The sequence below is a fragment of the Microbacterium terrae genome, from assembly GCF_017831975.1.
Lineage (GTDB): Bacteria > Actinomycetota > Actinomycetes > Actinomycetales > Microbacteriaceae > Microbacterium > Microbacterium terrae.
Map to the genome: position 1 here is coordinate 1,593,150 of NZ_JAFDSS010000001.1, position 12,492 is coordinate 1,605,641.

The following is a 12,492-nucleotide window of genomic DNA, read 5'->3' on the forward strand; positions in this document are numbered from 1 at the left end:
CGTCACATCCGGAAGACGCCGAAGCGCGGTTCGGGCAGCGGGGTGCGGGAGACGACATCGAGCGCGAGACCCAGCAGGTCGCGTGTGTCGGCGGGGTCGATGATCCCGTCGTCCCACAGTCGCGCCGTAGCGTAGTAGGGGCTCCCCTGCTCCTCGAATTGCGCGCGGATCGGCGCTTCGAACGCGGCCCGGGCATCGGCATCCCAGTCCTCGCCCTGTGCCGCGAGCTGGTCGCCCTTGACGGTGGAGAGCACGGATGCCGCCTGCGGACCGCCCATGACCGAGATGCGGCTGCCCGGCCAGGTCCACAGGAAGCGCGGCGAGTAGGCGCGGCCGCACATCGAGTAGTTTCCCGCGCCGAACGAGCCGCCGATCACGACGGTCAGCTTGGGAACGCGGGTGGTGGCGACGGCGGTCACCATCTTGGCCCCGTCCTTGGCGATGCCGCCTGCCTCGGCGTCGCGCCCGACCATGAACCCCGAGATGTTCTGGAGGAACAGCAGCGGCGTGCCCCGCTGGTCGCACAGCTCGATGAAGTGCGCGCCCTTCTGCGCGGACTCGCTGAAGAGCACGCCGTTGTTCGCGACGATCCCGATCGGATGCCCGTGGATGCGGGCGAATCCGGTGACGAGAGTGTCGCCGTACTCGCGCTTGAACTCGTGGAACTCGCTCGCGTCTACGAGGCGCGCGATGACCTCGCGGACGTCGTAGGGCTGGTTGACGTCGACGGGCACCAGGCCGTAGAGGTCGGCGGGATCGGCCGCCGGATCCTCGGCGTCGGTGACCGACCAGGCCGGCGCGGCCGGCTGCGGGAGCGTCGCCACGATGTCGCGGACGATCTCGAGCGCGTGCTCGTCGTCTTCGGCGAGGTGGTCGACGACGCCGGAGCGGCGCGCGTGCAGCTCTCCCCCGCCGAGCTCCTCCGCCGTGACGACCTCACCGATCGCGGCCTTCACGAGCGGGGGTCCGCCGAGGAAGATCGTCCCCTGGCCGCGCACGATCACGGTCTCGTCGCTCATGGCAGGCACGTAGGCGCCGCCGGCGGTGCACGAGCCGAGGACCGCGGCGATCTGCGCGATGCCGGCGGCCGACAGGCGCGCCTGGTTGAAGAAGATGCGGCCGAAGTGGTCTCGATCGGGGAACACCTCGTCCTGCATCGGGAGGAATGCGCCGCCCGAGTCCACCAGGTAGATGCACGGTAGCCGGTTCTCGAACGCGATCTCCTGCGCGCGCAGGTGCTTCTTCACGGTGAGCGGGTAGTAGGTGCCGCCCTTCACCGTGGCGTCGTTGCAGATGACCATCACGTGCCGCCCGTGGATGAGCCCGATGCCCGCGATCACACCCGCAGCCGGCGCCTCTCCCCCGTACAGCCCGTCGGCGGCGAGCGCCGACACCTCGATGAACGGGCTCCCCTCGTCGAGCACGCGAGTCACACGATCGCGCGGCAGCAGCTTGCCGCGGGCGACGTGCCGTTCGCGGGCACGCTCCGGGCCGCCGAGCGCGGCCTGCGCGAGGCGCTCGCGCAGCAGAGCTGCCAGCGCCGCCTGCGACTCGCGCTGCGCGGTGAAGCGATCGTCGCGGGCGACGGTCGTCGTCAGCACACTCATGTCATCTCCGTCGACGTCACGATCAGGTCACACCGGTTGTCGCGGCGTGACGGGTCGGGTTAGTGTTCACTAACTGGACTTCAGGTTAGCGAGGCTTAACTGAAATGACAAGGGCTGCGACCGATCGGGACCGTGCCAAGGCCGACCGCCATGCGGCGATCCTCGAGGAGGCCGCCCGCCTGTTCGCGGAGCGCGGGTTCAGCGGAGTGAGCCTCGAAGACCTCGGCAGCGCCGTCGGCGTGTCGGGCCCGGCCCTCTATCGGCACTTCGCGAACAAGCAGGCCCTGCTCGGCGCCATCCTGGTCGAAGTGAGCGAGCGCCTGCTCTCGGGCGGACGCGAGGTCGTCGGCGATACCACCGACGCCGACGCGGCGCTCGCCGCCCTCATCGCCTTCCACGTCGACTTCGCCATCGCCGACTCCGACGTCATCCGCGTGCAGGATCGCGATCTGGCGAGCCTCGCCGAAGACGATCGTCACACCGTCCGGCGCCTCCAGCGCGAGTACGTCGAGCTGTGGATCGAGCAGTTGTCGCGCCTGCACCCCGATCGCGACTCGGCCGACCTGCGCGTGCGCGCGCACGCCTGCTTCGGCCTCATCAACTCCACGCCGCACAGCGTGCGGGCGCTGCGCTCACGCCCTGCCGACGCCGACGTGCGGCGCATCCTCCACTCCCTCGCGACCGCCGCGCTGCACGCCTGACGCCGAGGCGTCGATCCACGAGGCCCGCGCCCGCGCGAGCGCGCCCCGCGCACCCCTCGGTTGCGCGGGGCGCGCGGTCAGCGCAGGAGCATCGCGCGGCCGGGCTCGCTCAGCACGTCGCCGACGTCGACGAGGAACTTCGACCCCTGCTCGCCGTCGACCAGTCGATGATCGAACGACAGCGCGAGCGTCATCACGTCGCGCAGGGCGATCGCGCCGCGATGCTCCCACGGACGGCGGCGGACGGCGCCGACCGCGAGGATCCCCGCCTCGCCCGGGTTGAGGATGGGTGTGCCGGCGTCGACGCCGAACACCCCGACGTTCGTGATGGAGAACGTGCCGCCTGCCATGTCGGCCGGCGACGTCTTGCCCGCGCGGGCCGTCTCGGCAAGTGTCCGGATGCTGTCGGCGAGCTCCACGAGCGTGAGCTCCTGCGCGTCGCGGATGTTGGGCACCACGAGACCGCGGCCGGTCGCCGCGGCGATCCCGAGGTTGACGTAGTGGTGCTGCACGATCTCGCCCGCCGCCTCGTCCCACGCGGAGTTGAGCTCCGGATGACGCCCGAGTGCCAGGCACACCGCCTTCGCCGCGACGGCGAGCACGCCGATCCTGTGATCCTGCAACGAGCGGTCGGCCTTGAGCGACGCGACCAGCTCCGTCGTGGCGGTGACGTCGACGGTGAGGAACGTCGTGACGTGCGGTGCGGTGAACGCGCTCTGCACCATCGCCGCAGCGGTGTGCTTGCGCACGCCCCGGATCGGGATGCGCGTCGTGCGCGCGTCGACCTCACGCGGCGGCGCGTCGGGTGCGGCGTCTGCAGCGTCGACGGTGGATGCCGCCGGCGCGACGGCGCCCGTCGCTCCTACGCGCTCGGCGTAGGCCTCGACGTCGGCCCGCGTGATCAGATCCGTCGGCCCGGTCGGCTCGACCAGCGCGAGGTCGACCCCGAGCTGCTTCGCGAGTGCGCGCACGGGCGGGGTCGACCGCGGCCGCTCGACGACCTGCTCCACGTCGCCCAGCTGGATCGCGTCGTGCGGCGCCGCCTCGAGTACAGCGGTGTCGGTGCGGGCCTGACGCGCACCGACACGGGCGCGGCGCTGCGGACGCGACCCGGCGCGGGGCGAGGCGCCGTACCCGACCAGGTTCGGCTCGGCTCGGGCGTCTTCGGGCACGGCATCCGTCGCCACCGCGGATGCGATCTCCGCCGCCTCGGCGGTCTCACCCACGGGGGTCTCGGTCGCCGGCACGTCGTGCGCAGGGGCGTCGGCCCCCGCGACGTCGAACGAGATCAGCACGGAGCCGACCGCGATCACCTCGCCCTCCGCGGCATGCAGCGTCGCCACGCGCCCGGCGAACGGCGACGGCAGCTCGACGACGGCCTTGGCGGTCTCCACCTCGGCGATGGTCTGGTTGAGCGACACCTCGTCGCCCTCGGCGACCAGCCACGTGACGAGCTCCGCCTCGGGGAGCCCCTCGCCGAGGTCGGGCAGCAGGAAGTCCTGCATCATCGCTCGCTCACCCCCGTGAGGCTGTTCGGACGGTCGAGCACGCGGTCGACCGCGTCGAGGATGCGGTCGAGGTCGGGCACGTGGTGCTTCTCCAGCTTCGCCGGCGGATACGGGATGTCGTGCCCGGTGACGCGCTCGGGCGGCGCCTCGAGATGGTGGAAGCAGCGCTCGGTGACGCTCGCGACGAGCTCGGCTCCGACCCCCGCCTCGCGGGCCGCCTCGTGCGTGACGACCACGCGGCCGGTCTTGCGCACCGAGGCGGTGACGGTGCGGTAGTCCACCGGCGAGATCGAGCGGAGGTCGATGACCTCGATCGAGATGCCGTCGTCCTCGGCTGCCGTCGCCGCATCGAGGGCGGTCGCGACCTGGGCTCCATACGTGAGCAGCGTCACGTCGCTCCCCTCGCGGGCCACCCGGGCGAGGCCCATGGGCGGCGCATCCGCGATGTCGACTCCGAGGTCGACCTCGCCCTTGGCGTGATACAGGCGCTTGGGCTCGAAGTACACGACCGGGTCGTCGGAGGCGATCGCCTGCCGGAGCATGACGTAGGCATCCTGCGGGTTCGACACCGCGACCACGCGCAGACCCGAGGTGTGCACGAAGTACGCCTCGGGCGACTCGGAGTGGTGCTCGGCTGCGCCGACGCCGCCCGCCCACGGGATGCGGATCGTCAGCGGCATCTTCACGTTGCCGCGCGTGCGGTAGTGCAGCTTCGCCACCTGGCACACGATCTGGTCGAAGGCCGGATAGACGAAGCCGTCGAACTGGATCTCCACGACGGGGCGGTACCCGCGGAAGGCGAGTCCCACCGCGGTGCCCATGATCCCCGACTCGGCGAGCGGGGTGTCGATCACGCGCTGTGCGCCGAACTCGGACTGGAGTCCGTCGGTGATGCGGAACACGCCGCCGAGCTTGCCGATGTCCTCGCCCATGAGGAGCACCTTCGGATCGTCGGCCATCGCGCGGCGCAGCGCCTCGTTGATCGACTTCGCCATCGTCAGCTGAGCCATCAGCGCACCTCCTCGGCGAGTGCGTCGAGGTACGCCTGGAACCGGCTGCGCTCCTCGTCGAGACCGGTGTGAGCCTCGGCGTACACGTCGTCGAACACGGTGATCGGCGCGCGGGTCGTCGCACCGAGCGCTGCCGCGCGCACCTCTCCGGCGAGGCGATCGGCATCGGCTGCGACCTCGGCGGCGAACGAGTCGTCGAAGGCGCCCTGGGCGCGCAGGAAGGCCTCCACGCGTGCGATCGGGTCGCGGCGACGCCAGGCCTCGACCTCGTCGCGGTCGCGGTAGCGCGTCGGGTCGTCCGACGTCGTGTGGGGTCCGATGCGATAGGTGACCGCCTCGATGAAGACCGGTCCGCCGCCGCGGCGGGCGTGGTCGGTCGCCCACCGCATCGCGGCGAGGCAGGCGAGCACGTCGTTGCCGTCGACCCGCATGCTCGGGATGCCGAAGCCCGGCGCGCGCCCGGCGATCGGGAACTTCGCCTGCACGGCGACCGGCTCCGAGATCGCCCACTGGTTGTTGCTGCAGACGAACACCACCGGGGAGCGGAACGACGAGGCGAAGACCATGGCCTCGTTCACGTCGCCCTGGCTCGATGCTCCGTCGCCGAAGTAGGCGACCGACACCTGGTCGGTCTCGTCGCGCTGGATACCCATGGCGTAGCCGACAGCGTGCAGCGCCTGCGCGCCGATGATGATCTGCTGCGTCGCGGTGTTCAGCTCGTACGGGTCATAGGTCGAGTGCTCCTCGCCGCGCCACGCGAGCACGAAGTCGGACGGCCGGGCGCCGCGCGCGTAGACCACGCCGGTCTCGCGGTAGCTGGGGAACACGAAATCGTCGCCGCGCAGCGCCCGCGCCGTGCCGATCTGCGTCGCCTCCTGGCCCTCGCAGGGCGGCCACAGGGCGAGCTGCCCCTGTCGCTGGAGGGCGACGCCCTCCTTGTCGATGCGGCGCACCAGCACCATGTCGAGGTACAGCTCGCGCAGCACCGCGGCATCGACATCCCGCACGTAGCGGTCGAGCTCGGCATCGGCGATACGCTCGCCTTCGGGGGTCAGCAGGCGTGCGACATCATCGATATCGGTGGCGACGTCGGCCGTGGGGGTCAGGGTGTGCGTCATCGTCATCCCTCCTCGGTGCGGATCACCCTCGTGAGGCATCCGCGCGTGGAACTCCCGGCGTCGTCGCCGGATATGGCCGACACTACGTCCGAGTCGCACCTCGCTCAAGCATTCAGCGTTCGCTTGAGCATGTTGCCAAATTCGACCACCCAAACCCGTGCTAACGTTACGCACTATGAGTTCACTCGATCACGTCGACCTGGAGCTTCTCACGGCACTGTCCGCAGACCCCCGCGCGACGGTCGTGGCACTGGCGGAGCGCCTCGGACTCTCGCGCAACACCGTCCAGGCCCGCATGGCCCGCCTGGAGCGATCGGGTGTCTTCCTCTCGTACGAGCGATCGCTCTCGTCGTCGGCACTCGGCTACCCGATCGAAGCATTCATCAGCGTGATCGTGCGCCAGGCGGATCTGCCGCGCATCGCGGTCGACCTCTCCCGCGTGCCCGAGGTCGTCCAGGCCCACGGACTGTCGGGTCAGGTCGATCTGCTGGTGCGCGTAGCGTGCCGCGACACGCAGCACCTGTTCGACACGGATGCCCGCATCCTCGCGATCGAGGGCGTCGAGCGCACCGAGACGTCGCTCGTGATGGGCGAGGTCATCCCCCATCGCGTGACTCCGCTCATGGAGCTGGCGCGACAGGAGCCGTAGGCGTCGCACTCGTCGGCGTCGCACTCATCGGCGCACGAAGCGCCCGGCGCGCGAGGCGCTCCGGAGCGTTGCGCACGTCGTCCACCTTGATGAGCACCACGCCAGCGAGGATGAGCGCGCCGCCCACGAACTGGATCGGAGCCGGAGTCTCGCCGAGGAAGATCCACGCGAACCCGAGGGCGAACAGCACCTCCGACAGCCCGACGAACGAGGCCACCCGCGAGCCGACGCGGGGCACGGCCATCACCCCGAGCGCGTAGCCCAGGGTGGTGCCCACCGCCGCCACCCAGAGCAGCGGCATCCACCACGGCACCGTCACGCCCGCGAGCACCACTTCCACCGCGGGTGCGGCGAACGGCATGATCCCGGTGAGGCAGAGCCCGCCCATCACGACGGCGCCGATCAGCAGACCGCCAGAGGCCAGCGCAAGCGAGGGCAGGTCGTCGCCGGTGCGCTCGGCGAGCACGAAGTACGCGCAGACGCAGACGGCGGCGGCGAGGCCGAGCAGAGTGCCGAGCAGGTCGAAGGATGCGCCGGCGATGTCGACCACGAGCACGAGCCCGCCGATCGCCACGACCGAGCCCCACAGCACGAGTGCCGAGGGGCGGCGGCGCGTACGCGCCCAGACGAACACGACGAGCATCACCGGCGCAAGGTACTGGATGAGCAGCGCGACGGCCACCGGCATCCGCTGCATCGCCGAGAAGAAGAAGAGCTGGCAGCCGAGCACGGGCATGAGGCCGAATCCGGCGAACATGCGCCAATGCCGGCGCAGCAGCCCGGGGTTCGCGCGCAGCGCGCGAACGAGGGCCGGCGAGAGCACCAGTCCGGCGATGCCCATGCGCACGAGGAGTGCGGCGCCGAGCGACCAGCCCGCCTCGAGGAGGGGCTTCACGAACGGTCCGCTCGACGAGAACGCGAACGCCGATGCGACGGCCAGCACGAGGCCGCTCGTCTGCAGACGCGCCGGAGCGGGGCCGAGGATCACCGGGATCGGGGCGGTGGGAGCGGTCATGGCGGCATCCGACTGTCATGAGTGAAGAGTGCGTACACTGGTGACAGTACCGCCCGCCATGTCAGGAGTCAACGTGGTTTTCATCCATGACACGAAACGCACGCTGATGATGGTCGTCGACCTCGTCAACACCCTGCCCGGGTTCGATGGCACCGACACGCTCGAGACGGTCTCCGACCTCGACGCCTTCCTCGTCCAGAACCCCTACTCCGGCCCGGTGCGCACGGATGCCGCCGCGCTCGCCGCCGTGCGCGAGGTGCGCGGGCGACTGGCCGCGCTCTGGCGCGTCGACCGCGCGGGGGCGGTGCCCCTCGTCAACTCGATGCTCGCCGACGGCGAGGCACTCCCCCGTCTCGTCATCCACGACGAGTACGACTGGCACATCCACGCGACCTCCGACGAGTCGCCGCTCGCGACGCGCATGCTCGTCGAAGCTGCCATGGCGTTCGTCGACGTGATCCGAGCAGACGAGTACGACCGGGTGCGGCTGTGCGCGGCAGACGACTGCGAAGGCGCCTACATCGACTACTCGAAGAACGGGTCGAAGCGCTACTGCGACAGCGGCAACTGCGGCAACCGCATGAACGTCAACGCGTACCGGGCGCGGAAGGCACGAGAAAGCGCCTGATCGCCTCGGCGGCCGGAGCCGGCGTCTCGTAATGGATGAGATGGCCGACATCGGGGATCTCGACGAGCTCGACATCGGCGAACAGCGTCGCGAGGTGCCGCTCCGCTTCGATCGGCGTGATGTCGTCGCGCACCGCCGCGACCAGCAGCACCGGCTGCGGAATGCGCGGCGCGAACGCGCGCACGTCGTTCGAGACCGATGCGAGGAACGCGTCGTGCAGCACGTCGCGGTCGGCGAAGCGCGAGAAGTACGTGTCGTGCTGATCGTGCACGAAGCGCCGCAGTTCGGCATCCTTCGTCTTCGCCATCGACACGCTCATCACCCGCACGATGAGCCCGTTGCGCAGCAGCGCGTCGCCGATCTTCGCGGGAAGCCGCGCGCCTGCCCAGTAGTAGAAGACCGCGAGACGGGTGAGGATGCCGCGCGGCCCCTCGAGCGCCGGCGCGCCGATCGGGTTCACGAGCACGACGCGGGGCGTCTCGAGTCCGCCCGCCACCGCGGCGGAGACCACGATCGAACCGAACGAGTGCCCGAGGATCACCGCACCCGGCGCGACCGCCTCGGCGAAGTGCGTGAGCCATGCGGCATAGGCGTCGAGGTCGTGCCGGCGACCGGGCAGGGGCGCGGTCTCGCCGAACCCCGGAAGGTCGGGCGAGATCACCCGCACACCCGGGAGGTGGGCGACGACGGGCTCGAGGCCGTGATGGTCGCCGCGGAATCCGTGCACGGCGATCACGGTGGGGGCATGGGCGTCGTCAGGGCCGTACACCCAGTACGCCGTCTCGCCGCCGAGCACCGCGGCGACACGGCGCTCGACCGGAATCGCGTCCAGGAGCGCTGCGTACGGGTTGGCCACGGTCACTCGTCGAGTCTAACGACCGGCGTCGGAAGCCACGGCCGCCGGCGGCGCAGCACGGCGGCTGCGCGGCCGGCGGCGCAGCACGGCGGCTGCGCGATGCGGAGCGCCTCCCCGGCGATGTCGGAGGCGACGCATACCGTGGAAGACATGGACCGCTGGCGCCCCGAGCCGCTCGCGATGTTCGAGCGCCCCGAGTGGCTGCAGGTGGTGGGGGTCTTCGACCTCGAGACCACCGGCGTCGATGTCGGTCATGACCGCATCGTCAGCGCGCACGTCGGGCTGCTCGACGCACAGGGCGGTGTGCTGAACGCCCGCGACTGGCTGGCCGACCCCGGCATCGACATCCCCGAGGGCGCCACTGCGGTGCACGGCATCACCACGGAGCGGGCGCGCGCCGAGGGCCGTCCGGCAGCCGACGTCGTCGCCGAGGTCGTCGCGGCGCTGCGCGGGCTCCTCGACGCCGGGCTCCCGATCGTCGCCTACAACGCTCCGTATGACTTCTCGCTGCTGAAGTACGAGGCGCTGCGCCACGGGATCGATCCCATCGTCGACCCGTCGCCGGTGATCGATCCGCTCGTCGTCGACAAGGCGTACGACCGCTGGCGCCGGGGCAAGCGCACACTGTCGGTCGTCGCCGAGCACTACGCCGTGCGCCTCGACGGCGCGCACGACGCCTCGGCCGACGCGGTCGCTGCCGGGCGGGTCGCGCAGGCGCTCGCCGAGCGGTACGCGGCCTGGCTCCCCGACTCGGTCGCCGAGCTGCACACCCGTCAGATCGGGTGGGCACGAGCCCAGGCCGAGAGCCTGACCGAGTACTTCGTGAAGATCGGCCGCATCGATCCCGAGGAACGCCTCGACGGTCGCTGGCCGATCCGCTGACGCCGGCCGCGGGGTCGGCACGGCCGCCCGGGTCCTGCCGACTCCCCGTTCGTCGGTGAGCTCACCGGAAAGCGGTGGCCACAGCGGCATCCGCTCCCCCGGAAACGCGAAGAGCCCCGCCGAAGCGGGGCTCCTGCAGGCTCTCGGACTTACTTGGAGCCGAAGTTCTTGAAGCGCTGGTTGAACTTCTCGACGCGACCGGCCGAGTCCATGATGCGCTGCTTGCCCGTGTAGAACGGGTGCGAGGCCGAGGAGATCTCGACGTCGATGACGGGGTACTCGACGCCGTCGAGCTCGATCGTCTTGTCGCTGGTCACCGTCGAACGGGTGAGGAACGTGTCGCCCGAGCCGAGGTCGCGGAACACGACTGCCTGGTATTCGGGGTGGATGTCAGTCTTCATGGGAGTCCTTTGAATGAGGTGCCCTGGATTTTGCCAGGGCGGACAAAGTCTGTGGTGCGAGCGCACCAAGGGTCGAGTCTACCAGCCCTGGCGCGTTCTCGCGGAATCGGGCGACGCGACGGTCAGCGCGTCGCCCGGGCGGCGTAGCGGCCGTCTTCCTCGGAGAGGCGGATGGTGACGCCGAAGGTCTCGGTCAGCGCGTCGGCGGTGAGCGTCTGCGCGATCGGGCCGGCCGCGACGGCACGCCCCTCACGCAGCAGCAGCACGTGGGTGAAGCCCACCGGGATCTCCTCCACGTGGTGGGTGACCATGATCATCGCGGGGGTCGTCGGCGCCTGCGCGTAGCCGCCGAGGAGGGCGAGGAGCTCCTCGCGCGCGCCGAGGTCGAGGCTCGCTGTCGGCTCGTCGAGCAGCAGCAGCTCAGGATCGGTCATCACGGCGCGGGCGATCTGCACCCGCTTCTGCTCGCCGTCGCTGAGGGTTCCGAACGTGCGGTCGGCGAGGTGGTCGAGGTGCCACTCCGCCAGCACCCGCAGCGCGCGGCGCTCGTCGATGTCCTCATAGTCCTCGCGCCAGCGGCCGAGCACCGAGTACGCCGCGGTGAGCACGACGTCGAGCACGTTCTCCTCCGGCGGCACGCGGCGCGCCATCGCCGACGAGGCGAAGCCGATGCGGGGGCGCAGCTCGAAGACATCCGTGCGCCCGAGACGCTCGCCGAGGATCGTCACCGCGCCCGATGTGGGGTGGATCAGGGTGTCGGCGAGCTGGAGCACCGTCGTCTTGCCGGCGCCGTTCGGGCCGAGCACCACCCAGCGCTCGTCATCGGAGACCGACCATTCCAGGTGGTCGACGATGTTCCTGGCGTTTCGGCGGACGACGACGTCGGAGAACTCGAGCACCTGCGGCATACGACCAGCCTATCTGCCGTCGGCGATGACCTCTGCGTACAGCGCCCGCGTCTCGTCGGCGATGCTCTGCCAGCTGAAGGCGGTGCGGGCGCGTTCGCGACCCGCCTCGCCGTATGCGCGCGCGAGCACGGGATCGGAGACGACCTCGGTGAGGACGCGGGCCAGATCCGCCACGAAGGCGTCGGGGTCCACCGGCGTGCCGGTGCCGTCCTGCGCCTGCTCGATGGGGACGAGCCGCCCGGTCTGGCCGTCGACGACGACCTCGGGGATGCCGCCCGTCGCGGTGCCCACGACCGCGGCGCCGCACGCCATCGCCTCGAGGTTGACGATGCCGAGGGGCTCGTACACCGACGGGCAGACGAAGGTGGTGGCGGCCGTGAGGATCGCGCACAGCTCATGCCGCGGCAGCATCCGATCGATCCACACCACGCCGTCGCGGGTGGACTGGAGGCCACGGACGAGCCCTTCGACCTCCGACATGATCTGGGGCGTGTCGGGCGCACCGGCGCAGAGGATCACCTGCACCTCGGGCGGCAGCTGCTCGGCGGCACGCAGGAAGTACGGCAGCCCCTTCTGCCGGGTGATGCGCCCGACGAACACGACCGACGGGCGGGCGGGATCGATGCCCTCGGCGGCGAGGACCGCGGGGTCGTCGACCGGATGCCACGCCTCGACGTCGATGCCGTTGTAGATCACGCGCACCTTCGCCGGGTCGAGCTGCGGGTAGCTGCGGAGGATGTCGGCGCGCATCCCGCCGCTGACGGCCACCACGGCCGCCGCCCCCTCGTAGGCGGTCTTCTCGATCCAGCTCGACACGGCGTACCCGCCGCCGAGCTGCTCGGCCTTCCACGGCCGCAGCGGCTCGAGGCTGTGCGCCGTCACGATGTGCGGGATGCCGTGCAGGAGCGACGCGAGGTGCCCGGCGAAATTCGCATACCAGGTGTGGCTGTGCACCACGTCGGCACCGGCGACGTCGCTCACGATCTCGAGATCGGTGCCGAGCGTCTGCACGGCGGCGTTCGCCGCGGCGAGCTCTGTCGGCACGCCGTACGAGCTGGTCCCCTCCTCGGCACGCTCCGCTCCGAACGCGCGCACGCGCACGTCGATCGAGGAGCGCAGCGCCCCGACGAGCTCGGTGACGTGCACTCCGGCGCCGCCGTAGACCTCCGGCGGATATTCCTTGGTGATGATGTCGACGCGCATGTGTCG

The 12,492-nt window shown here is 70.8% G+C and carries 14 protein-coding genes; 4 read left to right on the forward strand and 10 right to left on the reverse strand.

Features of this window, described 5'->3' with window-relative positions:
• Nucleotides 1-2: 2 nt before the first annotated feature.
• Complete coding sequence (locus JOD63_RS07370; protein ID WP_045276955.1) at nt 3-1,607, reverse strand: carboxyl transferase domain-containing protein; 1,605 nt, start codon at nt 1,605-1,607, stop codon at nt 3-5.
• A gap of 104 nt (nt 1,608-1,711) precedes the next feature.
• Here JOD63_RS07370 and JOD63_RS07375 point away from each other — a divergent pair, with 104 nt between their 5' ends.
• Nucleotides 1,712-2,308, forward strand: coding sequence for an SACE_7040 family transcriptional regulator (locus tag JOD63_RS07375; protein ID WP_045276956.1), 597 nt, complete (start codon nt 1,712-1,714; stop codon nt 2,306-2,308).
• Nucleotides 2,309-2,385: 77 nt separating this feature from the next.
• On the opposite strand, the gene JOD63_RS07380 is transcribed toward JOD63_RS07375, so the two are convergent.
• The 3 genes from JOD63_RS07380 to pdhA are packed head-to-tail and all read right to left on the reverse strand — an operon-like array spanning nt 2,386 to nt 5,950.
• On the reverse strand, nt 2,386-3,816 hold the full coding sequence (locus tag JOD63_RS07380) for a dihydrolipoamide acetyltransferase family protein (protein ID WP_045276957.1): 1,431 nt from the start codon (nt 3,814-3,816) through the stop codon (nt 2,386-2,388).
• Nucleotides 3,813-4,826 carry an alpha-ketoacid dehydrogenase subunit beta gene (locus JOD63_RS07385; RefSeq protein ID WP_045276958.1) on the reverse strand — a complete coding sequence of 338 codons (1,014 nt, stop codon included), beginning with the start codon at nt 4,824-4,826 and terminating at the stop codon, nt 3,813-3,815. Before JOD63_RS07385 ends, JOD63_RS07380 begins: the two co-directional genes overlap by 4 nt.
• On the reverse strand, nt 4,826-5,950 hold the full coding sequence (pdhA, locus tag JOD63_RS07390) for a pyruvate dehydrogenase (acetyl-transferring) E1 component subunit alpha (protein ID WP_084613727.1): 1,125 nt from the start codon (nt 5,948-5,950) through the stop codon (nt 4,826-4,828). Before pdhA ends, JOD63_RS07385 begins: the two co-directional genes overlap by 1 nt.
• A 169-nt stretch (nt 5,951-6,119) precedes the next feature.
• Here pdhA and JOD63_RS07395 point away from each other — a divergent pair, with 169 nt between their 5' ends.
• On the forward strand, nt 6,120-6,593 hold the full coding sequence (locus tag JOD63_RS07395; RefSeq protein ID WP_045276959.1) for an Lrp/AsnC family transcriptional regulator: 474 nt from the start codon (nt 6,120-6,122) through the stop codon (nt 6,591-6,593).
• On the opposite strand, the gene JOD63_RS07400 is transcribed toward JOD63_RS07395, so the two are convergent.
• Entirely contained in the window at nt 6,565-7,608 is a 1,044-nt protein-coding gene (locus JOD63_RS07400) for a DMT family transporter (RefSeq protein ID WP_045276960.1), read from the reverse strand. The two genes, JOD63_RS07395 and JOD63_RS07400, sit on opposite strands and share 29 nt — an antisense overlap.
• A gap of 73 nt (nt 7,609-7,681) precedes the next feature.
• On the opposite strand from JOD63_RS07400, the gene JOD63_RS07405 reads away from it, so the two are divergent.
• On the forward strand, nt 7,682-8,236 hold the full coding sequence (locus JOD63_RS07405) for a CGNR zinc finger domain-containing protein (protein ID WP_045276961.1): 555 nt from the start codon (nt 7,682-7,684) through the stop codon (nt 8,234-8,236).
• Here the strand turns inward: JOD63_RS07405 and JOD63_RS07410 are convergent.
• Nucleotides 8,196-9,098, reverse strand: a complete 903-nt coding sequence (locus JOD63_RS07410; protein WP_045276962.1) for an alpha/beta fold hydrolase — start codon at nt 9,096-9,098, stop codon at nt 8,196-8,198. The two genes, JOD63_RS07405 and JOD63_RS07410, sit on opposite strands and share 41 nt — an antisense overlap.
• Nucleotides 9,095-9,244, reverse strand: a complete 150-nt coding sequence (locus JOD63_RS07415) for a hypothetical protein (protein ID WP_169748419.1) — start codon at nt 9,242-9,244, stop codon at nt 9,095-9,097. The genes JOD63_RS07410 and JOD63_RS07415 overlap by 4 nt, the downstream gene beginning before the upstream one ends.
• Here JOD63_RS07415 and JOD63_RS07420 point away from each other — a divergent pair.
• Nucleotides 9,243-9,974: an exonuclease domain-containing protein gene (locus JOD63_RS07420; protein WP_052682612.1), complete on the forward strand. Its 732-nt coding sequence runs from the start codon at nt 9,243-9,245 to the stop codon at nt 9,972-9,974. The two genes, JOD63_RS07415 and JOD63_RS07420, sit on opposite strands and share 2 nt — an antisense overlap.
• A 149-nt stretch (nt 9,975-10,123) precedes the next feature.
• On the opposite strand, the gene JOD63_RS07425 is transcribed toward JOD63_RS07420, so the two are convergent.
• The 3 genes from JOD63_RS07425 to glgA form a co-directional block, all read right to left on the reverse strand.
• The gene (locus JOD63_RS07425) at nt 10,124-10,375 is read right to left on the reverse strand and encodes a type B 50S ribosomal protein L31 (RefSeq protein WP_045276963.1); all 252 of its coding nucleotides are present in this window, start codon (nt 10,373-10,375) and stop codon (nt 10,124-10,126) included.
• Between the two features lie 122 nt (nt 10,376-10,497).
• Nucleotides 10,498-11,283, reverse strand: a complete 786-nt coding sequence (locus JOD63_RS07430) for an ABC transporter ATP-binding protein (protein WP_045276964.1) — start codon at nt 11,281-11,283, stop codon at nt 10,498-10,500.
• Between the two features lie 9 nt (nt 11,284-11,292).
• Nucleotides 11,293-12,486, reverse strand: coding sequence for a glycogen synthase (glgA, locus tag JOD63_RS07435; protein ID WP_045276965.1), 1,194 nt, complete (start codon nt 12,484-12,486; stop codon nt 11,293-11,295).
• Nucleotides 12,487-12,492 lie beyond the last annotated feature (6 nt).